Raw genomic sequence first — 11,817 nt, 5'->3', positions numbered from 1 at the left:
GGAACCCGATGACGAACGCTCATCCGCTCGGATGGCATCCTCGACGTAACGAGGCAGCGCGCCCGCGTACCCGCTCGGCTTCAGGCCGCGGCGAGCGGGGCGCAGCATGCGCCCGCCGCTCCTGCCGTTGTTGTTTACGGCGGCGTTCGTCGTGGATGTGGATGCGCGACAGCGCCTCTGCAAGTAGTTCACCCGCGCGGTGGCGGTGGTTGATCCGCGGACGCTGCTCCGGATCGATATGCGGTGGTGCGATCCATGCAGTGCGACCGGGATAGGGCGACCTCGGACCTTCGGTGACCGTCCGCCAGCCGCCGGGGCCGTCGTGGATCAGGGCGTGGCAGGAGTCGCAGGCCAAGGTCAGGTTCGTGATATCCGTGGCGCCGTTCTTGCGATAATCCAGGACATGGTGCACGGCGCACAGACTCGCCGGAGCGTCGCAACCCGGCCGCGAACAGCCCTTCAGCGCGGCGATCAACGCAAGCCGTTGCGCGGGCGAGGCGAGTCGTTTTCGACGGCACAGGTGCAGGGTCATTCCCGCGTGATCGAACACTGCCAGCCACGGCAGCGACCGTTCCGCCAGGATCAGCGCGTCGCGCAGGGGTACGGTGCCGCCGGTCGCGGTGGTCGCGACCCCGGCTGCCTTCTCGATATCGTCGACGGCCACGGTCAGGATCGTGGCGACCGGCACTCCGCGGTGGGTGCCCAATCCTTCAGTGGCACTGCCGGACTCGAACAGCGCTTTGAGTGCGTCGTGGTTACGTTGCGCCGGGGTGCGGTGGTCGCGAGCGGCGGCCTCGGCGAGCACGGCAGCGTCGGTTCGACCGGGGTCTATCCGCGGGCTGCCGGGATCGTCAGGATTGCATACGCCGGGGCGAGCGTATTTCGCAAGCACCGGATCCAGCAGTGCACGCAGCACCGGGTCGATATCGCCGCGGATCGGGCTCATCCCGTCCGGGCGTTGCCGGCCGATCGTGATGCCGCGCATGCGGGCGCGGTCGGTGTCGGTGGTGAGCCGGCCGTCGGGATCGAGCTGGGCGAGGATTCGGTCGCCGACCATACCGAGATCATCGGGGGAGCCGGAGCGAGCGAACTCGGCGAGGATCTGCTCGGCTGCTTCGCGCTCTTCGGCGGAGGCGCCGTGCGGCACCCGATTCATCACCGCGGCGATACCGCGGGCGTGGTCGGCGGAAATTTCGCCCGATGCCAATGTTGCTGCGGTATGCGGCAATCGAGGGGTGATGGGTTCACCGGCCATATCGTGAAAGGTCGCGACCCAGGCCGCTTGATTGACCCGGGCACCGGCATCGGCGCCGGCCAACCGCAGGGTTTGCATCAGAAACTTCTTCAGCGATTTCACGCCGAACCGCGCGGGCAGCGATCGCTGCTGAGCTTCGACCAACAGGCGATGCTGCACGGCGGTCAGCATTCGGGTGCACCGTTCCACATTCTGCATCGCGGCGACGAGCTCGTCATCCGAGAGTGAGTTGAGTGGTAGCTCGTACAGATCGACCACCGCTGTACGTAACGTCTCGGTTGCCTGCCGCATGAATACCTCCCCCCGAAAGCATGTTCGAACTATAACGCAATCCGAGACCGAGCAACAGGGTTGACAGCTGGATGCTCAACTGCTTGAAATGCTCGAACGATGACCGACCATGACCCGACCGAACTGAATCTCGAAATCGCTCGCAAGGCCTACCCGGTCGGCCAGCACCTGACCGGCACGGTCGCGAGTATCCCGAAGCCCGGCGTCATAGGGTTATTTGTCGACTTGGGCACGGGCACGCCGCCGTGGGGATTCGTGGATGTACTCCATCTTCCGGACGCTCCGGAGCAATGGCCGGCCGTCGGCACGATCACCGAGTTCGAGGTCGTCCATCACACCCATGAAGGACACCGAGTCAGACTCCTTCCACTCGATCCCACCTACCGTGGAAGTCCTCGGCCGCCGATAAAAGGGCAGCGGCTACGCGCTGTGAAACGCTCTCTATCGGGTGACAATTAGCTTGATCAGCCAGCCGCGTCGCACCAATTGGGCGTCATCTGATCCGGTCCGACCGAGTGGTGCCCCGCGGTATGCGGTGGTCAGCGACAGCGACCGATTTTCGGCGGTCGGCTCGGGCCGCTGCGCGAACAGCGGCCCGAAGCCGAGCGCGAAGATCAGTCGAGTACGGCGTATGCCTCCACCTCGACCAGCACGTCGGGTTCGAAGAGATAGTCGACGCCGATCGCCGACAGCGGGGGTAGCGGCTGGGGTATCCCCAACTCGGCCACGACGCTGTCGATACCGGCGACGAAGTCCTCGTACTTGTCCGGGCTCCAGTTCGTGACGAAGAACCGCAGGCGTACGACATCGGCGAACGTTGCGCCCGCCCCCGCCAGACCGCGCGCCGTACTGCGCAGGGCGTGCGCGACCTGGCCGGCGAGGTCACCGGTCGCGACGGGGTTACCGTCGGCGTCGCGCGCGATCTGTCCGGCGACGTGCACCTGGCGGGTGCCGGTACCGATCGAGACGTGGTGATACGGAACGGGCGCGAACATACCTTCGGGGGTGAGCAGCTGCACTGTCATCGGGTGTCTCTTTCGCTGGTAGAATCAGGTATCCGATTTCTACCTGGTGCCCAAAGGTAACTTCAACGAGACTAGGTTTCATGACGGAAACCACCGCACCGGCCCCGCAGCTCACCCCACAGCACCGCGACCTGCTCGATCAGGTGCTCGACAAATGGTCGCTGCGGATCCTCGACGCCCTGTGCGAGTACGGACCGTTGCGCTTCAACGGCCTCCGCCGGGCCATACCGGTGGTGACGCAGAAATCGCTCACCACCGCGCTGCGCCGCCTCGAACGCAACGGGATGATCGAGCGGATCGTCACCAGCACCCGCCCCGTCGCGGTCGAATACCGCCTGACACCGCTCGGCAGATCGCTACAGGATCTCCTCGACGCACTCCTGAACTGGGCGACCGGCACATTGCCCGAGGTCGAACGCGCCCGCGAGGAATTCGACGACCGGCTGGACGCGGATCAACCGGCGCTGTAGCACCGCGTCGCAGACCGTCCCGTGTTCGACGCGCACCCCGGTCCTGACCCCGCGTTCACGCCATTTCCGGCACCCGCAGGTGCGCGAGCGGCAATTCGAACTCCCGCACGTCGAGTGCTTCGACCCCGGCCTGCCGGGCCGCATCTACCCGTAGCGACGCCGACTGCTCCCGGCTCGCCCGCATCGCCGCGGCATTCTCGTAGCTGGTGCACGAGACCGCGCGGCCCGTCCGGCGGTTGATCAGCAGACTCGCACTGCAGAACCCGTCGAGCTGCTCCATCGCGGGAAGGGTGGCGGACTTGTAAGTATGCACCGCCGAATCGAGGCGGCTCGGCTCGGTCTTCACCCAGGTCGCGCGCACGCACGCCCCCTCACCCACCCGGTGCGCCCGATGCAGTCCGGCGATCTCCCAGTCCTGGATCTGCGCACTGCCGCCGAATGTCGCAAGCCCCCGATCACGGATGGGAGCGATCCGATCCTTGCTCGCGTCCATCGATTCCTGCGATTCCCACGAACTGGTGGCAATGCAATGCCCGGTATCCCGGTCGACCAGCAGCGACAACCCCATACACCCGGGAATTTCCCGCAGCCCGGGCAGAACAACATCGCGCATATACGCGATCCCGGAATCGATAGCGGAGGGTGTCGCCTGAATTCTGGTAGATCGCGCGAACACGACCCACCCCCTCTCTACTCGGGGCGGCACCCCGGTGGCACCACCGGCCCTCTACACCCTGCTCTCCCACCATCGCGCAGACAAGGGGTATCCGATCGCCGTTTCACAACTCGCAGGTTTCACAGGGTGTCCGGTCCCCATATCGACGGTCGCCGTCGGAGTGACCGCGCAAGCACTGCCGGGACCGCCGTCGGGGCGCCACCCAAATCAATCCCGCCGCTGTCGCGGCGTCACCCAGCCGCTGGTCAACGCGACCAGCACGGTCAAATCCGCTCGCTGTCGCGCAGTTCTTGCAGCGCCGCGCTGACACTGCCCGCATCGTCGGCGCCTGCCTGTTCCAGCCTGCGCCGGAGGCCCGCAATCAGCTCCGCCCGCCCTTGCGAGGCCGAGCGCATCCGCCCTTCTGCAATCACCCGAACTCGGATATCACGCGATGGATCCACCGGCACGACCCTGCCGATCACCATGCCGCGCTCGGTTATCTCGACTGTTTCACCGGCCTTGACCAAGGCCAGCATCCGCGCGGTGTGATGGGACACCTCACGGATCGGGATAGCGGCCATGAGCCGAATGGTGTCACCAAAATGTGTCACCAGGGATGCATGACTCGAGCCCGGACCTACCGGACGATGATCTGCAGGCAACGCGGCAACCCTCGCGGCCGCGTGACCCCTCACCAGCACTGGAGCAGGTGCGGGTGGTTGGTTTCGTCGAGCGCGAGCGCGGCGGTCCACAGGGAGGCATCGAGCGTTGCGGGTATCCGCCAGTCGGCCGGTGCCGCGGCGGGCACGTGGATACGTACCGGGTCCAGCTCGATCAGGTAGCGGTCGGCGACGGCCCACCATTGCCGGCCGGTCGCGTCCATGACAACGGCGACGATCAGGTCACCGGCACCGGGGAGTTGCCGGGCCGCGACCCGGACCGGTTCGGGTATATGCCGGTTCTCCACCCGATCCTCGAGCTGATCGCCGCACACCACGAAGACGAGACCGAACCCGAACATGTCTGGTCCCAGCACCTTCCGCAGCTGCGCGGCCCGCACGTGGATCGGATTCGGTTCGTCGTCGCCTCGGTCGCCCGTGAGATCGACGGCAGCGCATTCGGCGTCGACAGTTTCGCCGTCGAAGCGGAATCCGTACAACATCGGCAGCAAAGTCGCGGGCATCGACAGCAGAAAGTGCGCGGTGATTTCGCCGATGGACTCGTCGTCGGGGTACCGGATCGCGCTCACCCGGCAGTCCCCTGCGCCCAGAACTGATGCCGGACCACATCCCACAGGGCGGAGAGTTCCGGAAACCGTTCCCGCACCTCGGCCAGATCCGGCGCGGCCCCCGGATCGCTCACCGCGAGCACGGTGCGATCGTCGGCGACGTTACGCACCCGAATGATCCGGATCAGCTGCCGATCCCGCTGCCACACCGCACGCCACTCCCCCAGTTCTGCGCTATGGGTTCTGCCACCGGAGTGCCGCAATTGCCCCGCCAGAGGGCTTCCGCATCGATCCACCATGCGGGCTATCGTCCGCTCCGAACGTCCTGCCGTAAGGCTCAGCGGGACAGCCCGATTCAATTGGACTGTCCGCCCAGCGACCGGAACGCCCGGTCCATCACGACGGTACGAATCGGACCGCGATCAGGTCCGTTCCGTATCGCCGCGGTCCGAAGTCCCGTGCACAGTCGTTCGGGGCGGAACGCGGCGAGCGAGTTCACTGCGACCGACGCCGAGGTGCTGCCGGCCGAACACTTGGCGCATTCCGGCCGAATTCCGCTGCTCAGAGGCCTTCCGTACCGTTCGTCCATCTGGTTGAGTTGCGGTGATTCGCCGGAATGAACAGTTCAGCGGGACAGTCCGATTCGTGTCGGTGGAATGCCTGGGTTACGGACCGTTTCGCTCCGAGGAAACGTCCGAATCGGACCGCGTCCTGGGCTTTCCGGCCGACAAGGGGAAGGGGAGTTATGGCACGAGACGAACAACCTGGTTCCACCCTGCCTCGACGGCAGTTGGGCCGGGCGCTACGCGAAGCGCGGCAGGGAGTGGGGTTCACCCTGGAACAGGCTGCGCAGGAAATGGAGATGAGCAAGACGTCGGTTATCCGGATTGAGAAGGGGCACAACGAGAAGGTTCGGTTGCGGGATGTGGAGGGGTTCGGACAGCTGTACGAACTCTCGGAGAAGCGGATAGACGAGCTGAAAGCGCTCGCGCAGCAGTCGGCGACCAAGTCATGGTGGCAGGCTTCACGGCACCTGATGCTGCCGGGGTACGGCACCTATCTCGGCCTCGAATCCGGCGCCACCCTATTGCATTCGTACCAACCTGTGATCATTCCAGGCCTGATGCAGACGGCTGATTACGCCAGAGGGATCGAACGTCCGACAATGCCGGGAAATACGGCAGAGGATCTCGAACTCCGTGCGGAGGTCCGACTGCGACGGACGGCCATTCTGACCAGACAGCGCAGGACGGTCACGGCAGAGTTCCTTCTCCATGAGAGCGTCTTGCATACGGTTGTCGGGACCCAGAGGATTATGGCCAAGCAGCTACGTCACATCGCCGATATGGGTACTCGCCCCAACGTCACCATACGAATACTGCCGTCGGCCGCTGGATTCCCAGGTGAAGTTGTGCCGGTCCTCCCATACATCATTCTCGACTTCCCGGCCGACAGCATGGAGCCCCCCGTGGTGTACTGCGAGAACCCGATCGGATCGATGTTTTTCGAGGACGACGCCGATGTGAAGCGTTACCGCGACATTCATCGCGATCTGAAATGCGCCACACTGGACGAGCAACGATCGAGAGACCTGCTGCGGCAGTTGGCAAGGAGATACGAACAGTGACTGTCACACTATCCGGCGCGCAATGGTTCAAGTCGTCCTACAGCGGCTCGGGCAACGAGTGCGTGGAGGTCGCCTGGCTGCAGGATGCGAACGTCGGTGTCCGGGACTCGAAGAACCCAGCCGGTCCGGCATTGACATTCAGCTTCGCCGACTGGGCCGCGTTCACGGCTTACCTCCGAAACCGCGGAGCCGCTCCCGCCTGACTCCGCCTGGATTGGTCAGGACCCGAAGTCCGCGTTCATATGGCGGTGCCCGGGTGGGCGCCGGGGTGCCGACTCATCGAGGATGCGCGGCAGTATCAGGCAGGAGGGCGAGCCTGTATCGTGAGGGCCGGTTTGTGTGGATCGTTCACACGCTGGGCAGGAGGGGTATGCGCACCGCGAGCAGGCAGTACATAAAGGCAGTGGGGAACGCGGTGGTCGCGATGGTGGCGGCCGGACTGGTCGCCGGTTGCACGGTCGGTGGGGAGTCGGCGTCGGCGGGACCGAGTACAACCACCGGGGAGCCGCGCGTCGAGTGGAATCCCTGTTCTGAACTCTCGACAGAGGCACTGGAGGCAACCGGAGCCAGTCCAGAGACGAAGTCGACGAGGTTCGATGCCCCCGGCGATCGAGCTGCGGTACGTATGTGCTCCTGGGAGCCCGCCGACGGTCGTCCGTACTACATCGGAATCGGGTCCTTTGTCTTCACGCTGGATGAGTTCCGCCAGAACGATCAGGTGACCGGCTTCACCGATGTACAGGTCAACGATCGGCCCGGGCTCACCTTCTACCCCACCGGCAACGAGAACCCCATCCGCCGCTGCTACGTCGGCTTGCCCATGGCGAGGGGTGGACTGATGATCTACGCGGATTGGCGCTACGGCAAACGGGATTCGCTGCCGGAATCACCGCCATGTGGGCTGGCCGTCCAACACGCGCAGACGCTGGAACCGTACTTGCCGGACTAGACAGTGCAGACGAAAACCTGTTCCGCCTACTGTCGCGGGATGCTGCTTCACAGGGGGAGGACATGACCGAGCAAGTCGCGATGCTGCAACAGTGGCAAAACCTGAAAACCCAGGCCGAAAGCGGCGAACTACGGATGGAATCCGATATCGCCGCCAAACTGGCAGCGCACTGCGACGCCTTCGCGACCCGTCTGGAAGACGCGCTCAGCCAGACCGATGACCTGAAGGTCGTCGAAGGCTTCGGCGGTGTACGGTCCGCCCAGTTTCTGCGAGACAAGTTCGCCAAGAAGGCGGTTGAGGATCCAGATTCGGCGGCAAACCGTTTGAAGACCGCGATCGACATCGTGAACTTGATGAAGCAGACCTTCGAGCTGTCCTGCAAGCAGATCGAAGAAACCGATCAGTCCACGTCCAGCGCTCTGGGTAATACGGGGGTCTGATCATGAGCTTTTTCGGCGGCGACGAAGCCGAGCAGAACCAGGAGAACGACAACCAGCTCATCGAGGACCAGGACAAACAATGGGGTGACAACCGGGTCGCCGTCAACGGGGAATGGCTCGGGTTGGTCACCGATTTCGGTGGACAGTACGCGCCGCCCGCAATCCTCGAGAAAGACGGTTTCGAGGCCATGACCCATCAGCAGATCTGGGATCTGCTCCAAGGTGTCAACGCGGGGCTGATCAACGATAAGGCGTTGGCGTGGCGAAGCCTCGCCGATCTCACCGAAACCGCCAACCAGGACTTCCTCAAAGCCGTCAACGAAGACCTGGACACCGGCTGGAACGGCCAGTCCGCCACCGCCGCCGTCAACGGGGTCCGGGCATTCAGCAACTCGCTCATACCGTTGGTCGCGAGTTTCCGGTTGGTCGCGCACAGCCTCGACCTGATAGAAACCTACCTCGGCCAGGCCAAAGCCTCGGTAGGCGAACCGGACAACGTGACCATACGTGACAATATCGTCAGTGTATTGCCCGACGACTTTTTCAAAACCCCACAACACCGTGCCGATGAGGCCCAGGATACTGCTCGGCGTGTAATGACCACTTACTACGAGCCGGGCGCGGAGGAAGTAGACCGCAAGACACCTGTGCTTCCGGAACCGGTGAAACCCGTGGACGACGGCAGTAAACCGCAGGGCACCGACTTCCCGCAGGGCAACAACACCACCAACGGGAACAACAACGGCACCGACACCGGTACGAACACCGAGGACCCCGGGCAGCAGCAGCCGACCGGTGAGGACCCGCAGTCCACCGAACCGCAGTCGACCGAACCGCAGAGCACCACACCGCAATCGACGACTCCTCAGTCGACAACCCCGACGACCCCGACAACTCCTTCTCTGACCACCGGATCACCCACGGCGCCCGGCAGTCCCGGATTTCCGGCAGGAACGCCGTCCGGAATGCCCTCGGGTGCCCCGCAAACCACCGCACCCCATATCCCCGGGCAGACAGTGCCCGGCGGCAACCCGAACAAACCGGCCGGGGCACCTGCCGCGACCGCGCCCGCCAACAGCAGCAACCGTGCCGGTCGCACCGGAATGCCCGGCATGATGTCGCCCGGCGCCGCGCGCGGTAACGGCCAGGACGACGACGAGCACGAAATCCCCGACTACCTGATCTACGACCGCGGTAGCGAACTGCTCGGCACCCAGCCGCCGGCATTGCCTCCGGGCGGGGTGATCGGCGGGTGAACGACCTACAGTGGCGCCTGGACGGGGAGATGTTCATCCAGGCGGTGCACCGGTTCGAGCGCGACCGGTTGCCTTACCCGATCCGAGTTCTGCCGCTGGGGCCCAGCGAAACACCGCCGACCGCCGAAGAGTATGAACGCGCCCGAGCGTCGGCGGCGCAGCGGCTGCAGACCTTGGCGGACGACAACATGCTCCGTGCTCTCCGCGTATTGCTCGAACCGCAGGTCCGGATCGAGGTGCATGGAGCGTACGACCGGGGTTTCGAACGAGTGGTGCGGATCCATGCCGGTATCACCGGGCAGTCCGCGACCCTCGCCGTCCAGGCACCCGGCTCGACGAAGGAGTACGGCGGCGATATCCACCTGCAATCCTGTGCGCCACACGAGTTGGCCGCGAGGGTCGTAGCGTGCCTACCGCGCTGCGCACCGGGCCGTTTCTCGACGACAGTCCGCGGCACCCGATCCGATATCGGACAGATCGAGTACTCACGGCACCCGAGCCGGATATCGCGAATCGAACAGATCAACCAGATCCTGCGCCGGCCACGATCGGGCGTGGGCGAAATCGGCATCTTCGCAGGCCCCGCCATCGATTCCCGCCCTACCGGAAACCCGCACGGTTTCCACTGGATGGACCTGCTCCCGCAGGACGGGCGCTACCTGCTGATCAAACACAGCAGCGAAGATTTCACCCTCGCCCCCGGGTCCCCGGATGAGATCACCCGGCGCATCCAGCACGCGATCGGCACAGTCCGCCGGACAGCACCGCAGCGGGCGTCGTCCCCGCAGCAGGTCATCCCTCACGAAACTCCCCACCCCCGCCGCGAGCTGCCTGCACAGGCATCCGCACGGCGCGTGCTCTCTCAGGAAGACATCGACGCCGACGACGCCTATTTCCAGGAACGCAACCAGCGCGGCTGGCTCGCCTGAACTTCAGAGTGCGCCGCCGGACCGATGCCCCCGCCTCATCGGCGATTTCGCCGTGCGGGCGATCGATCGGCGGCAGGACTGTCGCAGGCGGCGGATTCTCGACCACCACGGGCGTTCTAGGCTGGCGCGGTGCTGGGAAAAGATGCTCTGTCGGAAACCCACCGGGCCTTACTGGATAGCTGGTTCGCGAGCTGGAAGGTCGTCGCGGACCACTCGTGGCCGCTGCAGGATACGACGGTTCTGCGGATCCGTGCGGACGGCGGCGACTTCATCGTCAAGGCTTCCCGGACGAGTCACCACATCGATCGAGAGATCGCAGCGCATCGGTCGTTCCTGTCGTCGTCCACTGTCGCGGTACCGCGCCTCGTCCACGCCGACGTGGAGGAGAAGGTCCTCGTCGCGACCTATCTGCCGGGCGAGCTCGTCGAAGGTACTGCGGCGGAATGGACTCCGTCGACTTACCTCAAGGCCGGACAGGCACTCGATGCCCTGCTGGTCCCGGGGGACGTGTCCCCGGATTACGTCGACAGGCTGCGGGATCGGGGGCTTCGGTCGGTCGCGGACGCCGCCGGACTGGTCAGCGCCGGCCATCTCGACGAGCTCGGGAAACGACTGATGCGCACAGCTTCTCGGCCGGTCCGACTGTCGTTCACCCACGGTGACTACCACCCGCGTAACTGGCTACTCCACGACGGCGAGTTCGCAGTGATCGACTTCGGCCGCGCGGAGCAGCGGCATTGGACCAGCGACCTGGTGCGGTTACAGTCCCAGCAGTTCTCCGCAAGACCAGATCTGGCCGCGGCGTTCACCACCGGACTCGGACGCGATTTCGGCGAGGAAGATATCGAGGTTCTCGAACTCGAATGGATGTATCAGGCGATCACGACGGTGGTCTGGGCGCATGGGATAGGTGACAGCCCGTTCGAGGAGCACGGTCGTCGGATGATTGCCAGAATGATGAGCTAGTTGTTGCGGGCCAGCGCGTTGTTGACGGTCGCCAACGATTCGATGAGGGTTTCCCGTAACCGTGGGCGACGACTCCGGGTGCTCTTCTAGACGTTGGGCTTCGGCGGCCGCTGGCCGACGCCGGTCAGCAGTGTGTCCACTACGAGCGTTGCCAGTTCATCCACGTCTCGGGCGTCGGCGGGCTGGGTCTGTGCGGCTTCGTGGATCAGCGCGTAGTACGTGCGCCGAGCCCATGCCAGGTCGGTGTCGGGCCGTAGGGCACCTGTGTGCTGCAGCCGCCGGAAGAGGCGGTCGCACTGGTCAAGCACGTCCGCATGTACGCGTGCAGCCTCGGAATCCTCAGGCTTGATGGCGTTCATGGCGAAGCCCCAGCCGATCTTGACCCGGAGCACATTTGCGGTCACCTGATACAGCGCGACCATCGGCGGAGCGGTCTCGGGCCGGGCGCTGGTGACGGCGTCGTGGAACTGCTGAGTGGCCCAGGCTGTCATGGCATCGACGAGGGCCTCGCGGCCGGTGAACCGACGATGCACGGTGGTCCGGGCGACGCCCGCAGCCTCCGCGATCTGTTCCATGGTGGCTGCGGGATTGGCGCTCAGCACGCGTTCCGCGGCCTCGAGGATCGCCTTCGCTGTCCGCTCGGCGTCTGCGCGCATAGGCCGTACTCGCCTCTCCTGCTCCATGTGACCTCCTCCTCATGACCCCTCCAGGCTACGTTACAGT

Annotated in this window: 17 protein-coding genes; 9 read left to right on the top strand and 8 right to left on the bottom strand. The window is 64.9% G+C overall.

Features of this window, described 5'->3' with window-relative positions; translation table 11 throughout:
* Positions 1 to 19 precede the first annotated feature (19 nt).
* Complete coding sequence (locus tag ON22_RS05710) at positions 20 to 1,546, bottom strand: HNH endonuclease signature motif containing protein (RefSeq protein ID WP_063820539.1); 1,527 nt, start codon at positions 1,544 to 1,546, stop codon at positions 20 to 22.
* Between the two features lie 99 nt (positions 1,547 to 1,645).
* Between ON22_RS05710 and ON22_RS36560 the strand changes: the two genes are divergently transcribed.
* Positions 1,646 to 2,005, top strand: a complete 360-nt coding sequence (locus ON22_RS36560; protein WP_156052371.1) for a hypothetical protein — start codon at positions 1,646 to 1,648, stop codon at positions 2,003 to 2,005.
* Between the two features lie 155 nt (positions 2,006 to 2,160).
* On the opposite strand, the gene ON22_RS05705 is transcribed toward ON22_RS36560, so the two are convergent.
* Entirely contained in the window at positions 2,161 to 2,571 is a 411-nt protein-coding gene (locus tag ON22_RS05705) for a RidA family protein (RefSeq protein ID WP_033245933.1), read from the bottom strand.
* Between the two features lie 80 nt (positions 2,572 to 2,651).
* Here ON22_RS05705 and ON22_RS05700 point away from each other — a divergent pair, with 80 nt between their 5' ends.
* Positions 2,652 to 3,041: a winged helix-turn-helix transcriptional regulator gene (locus ON22_RS05700; RefSeq protein WP_033245932.1), complete on the top strand. Its 390-nt coding sequence runs from the start codon at positions 2,652 to 2,654 to the stop codon at positions 3,039 to 3,041.
* A gap of 55 nt (positions 3,042 to 3,096) precedes the next feature.
* Here ON22_RS05700 and ON22_RS05695 read toward each other — a convergent pair whose 3' ends face one another.
* From ON22_RS05695 to ON22_RS05680, 4 genes are all read right to left on the bottom strand, one after another.
* On the bottom strand, positions 3,097 to 3,717 hold the full coding sequence (locus ON22_RS05695; RefSeq protein WP_033245931.1) for an antibiotic biosynthesis monooxygenase: 621 nt from the start codon (positions 3,715 to 3,717) through the stop codon (positions 3,097 to 3,099).
* 263 nt (positions 3,718 to 3,980) lie between these two features.
* The gene (locus ON22_RS05690; protein ID WP_033245930.1) at positions 3,981 to 4,280 is read right to left on the bottom strand and encodes a type II toxin-antitoxin system Phd/YefM family antitoxin; all 300 of its coding nucleotides are present in this window, start codon (positions 4,278 to 4,280) and stop codon (positions 3,981 to 3,983) included.
* Between the two features lie 110 nt (positions 4,281 to 4,390).
* Positions 4,391 to 4,948: a hypothetical protein gene (locus ON22_RS05685; RefSeq protein WP_033245929.1), complete on the bottom strand. Its 558-nt coding sequence runs from the start codon at positions 4,946 to 4,948 to the stop codon at positions 4,391 to 4,393.
* A complete protein-coding gene (locus ON22_RS05680; protein ID WP_156052370.1) occupies positions 4,945 to 5,226 on the bottom strand; it encodes a hypothetical protein in 282 nt (93 codons plus the stop codon). Before ON22_RS05680 ends, ON22_RS05685 begins: the two co-directional genes overlap by 4 nt.
* Positions 5,227 to 5,672: 446 nt before the next feature.
* Here ON22_RS05680 and ON22_RS05675 point away from each other — a divergent pair, with 446 nt between their 5' ends.
* Both ON22_RS05675 and ON22_RS05670 read left to right on the top strand, forming a co-directional pair.
* Positions 5,673 to 6,554, top strand: a complete 882-nt coding sequence (locus ON22_RS05675; protein WP_033245927.1) for a helix-turn-helix domain-containing protein — start codon at positions 5,673 to 5,675, stop codon at positions 6,552 to 6,554.
* Complete coding sequence (locus ON22_RS05670) at positions 6,551 to 6,757, top strand: DUF397 domain-containing protein (RefSeq protein ID WP_033245926.1); 207 nt, start codon at positions 6,551 to 6,553, stop codon at positions 6,755 to 6,757. The genes ON22_RS05675 and ON22_RS05670 overlap by 4 nt, the downstream gene beginning before the upstream one ends.
* A gap of 145 nt (positions 6,758 to 6,902) precedes the next feature.
* Here ON22_RS05670 and ON22_RS37830 read toward each other — a convergent pair whose 3' ends face one another.
* Positions 6,903 to 7,052 (bottom strand): hypothetical protein, encoded by a 150-nt coding sequence (locus ON22_RS37830; protein WP_231508705.1) that lies wholly within the window; start codon positions 7,050 to 7,052, stop codon positions 6,903 to 6,905.
* Between ON22_RS37830 and ON22_RS35220 the strand changes: the two genes are divergently transcribed.
* The 5 genes from ON22_RS35220 (at position 6,982) to ON22_RS05645 (ending at position 11,094) form a co-directional block, all read left to right on the top strand.
* A complete protein-coding gene (locus ON22_RS35220; RefSeq protein ID WP_231508702.1) occupies positions 6,982 to 7,503 on the top strand; it encodes a DUF3558 domain-containing protein in 522 nt (173 codons plus the stop codon). The two genes, ON22_RS37830 and ON22_RS35220, sit on opposite strands and share 71 nt — an antisense overlap.
* Positions 7,504 to 7,565: 62 nt before the next feature.
* Positions 7,566 to 7,943, top strand: a complete 378-nt coding sequence (locus tag ON22_RS05660; RefSeq protein WP_033245924.1) for a hypothetical protein — start codon at positions 7,566 to 7,568, stop codon at positions 7,941 to 7,943.
* 2 nt (positions 7,944 to 7,945) lie between these two features.
* The gene (locus tag ON22_RS05655; RefSeq protein WP_051157189.1) at positions 7,946 to 9,199 is read left to right on the top strand and encodes a hypothetical protein; all 1,254 of its coding nucleotides are present in this window, start codon (positions 7,946 to 7,948) and stop codon (positions 9,197 to 9,199) included.
* On the top strand, positions 9,196 to 10,128 hold the full coding sequence (locus ON22_RS05650; protein ID WP_033245923.1) for an ESX secretion-associated protein EspG: 933 nt from the start codon (positions 9,196 to 9,198) through the stop codon (positions 10,126 to 10,128). Before ON22_RS05655 ends, ON22_RS05650 begins: the two co-directional genes overlap by 4 nt.
* Before the next feature lie 129 nt (positions 10,129 to 10,257).
* Positions 10,258 to 11,094, top strand: a complete 837-nt coding sequence (locus ON22_RS05645) for a phosphotransferase family protein (protein ID WP_231508688.1) — start codon at positions 10,258 to 10,260, stop codon at positions 11,092 to 11,094.
* A gap of 86 nt (positions 11,095 to 11,180) precedes the next feature.
* On the opposite strand, the gene ON22_RS05640 is transcribed toward ON22_RS05645, so the two are convergent.
* Positions 11,181 to 11,750 (bottom strand): TetR/AcrR family transcriptional regulator, encoded by a 570-nt coding sequence (locus ON22_RS05640; protein ID WP_231508687.1) that lies wholly within the window; start codon positions 11,748 to 11,750, stop codon positions 11,181 to 11,183.
* Positions 11,751 to 11,817: the final 67 nt, after the last annotated feature.

Source organism: Nocardia carnea NBRC 14403 (genome assembly GCF_000308515.1).
In the GTDB taxonomy this organism is placed as follows: Bacteria; Actinomycetota; Actinomycetes; order Mycobacteriales; family Mycobacteriaceae; genus Nocardia; species Nocardia carnea.
Note: the sequence above shows the minus strand (reverse complement) of the source record. Positions and strands in the feature narration are given on the sequence as shown.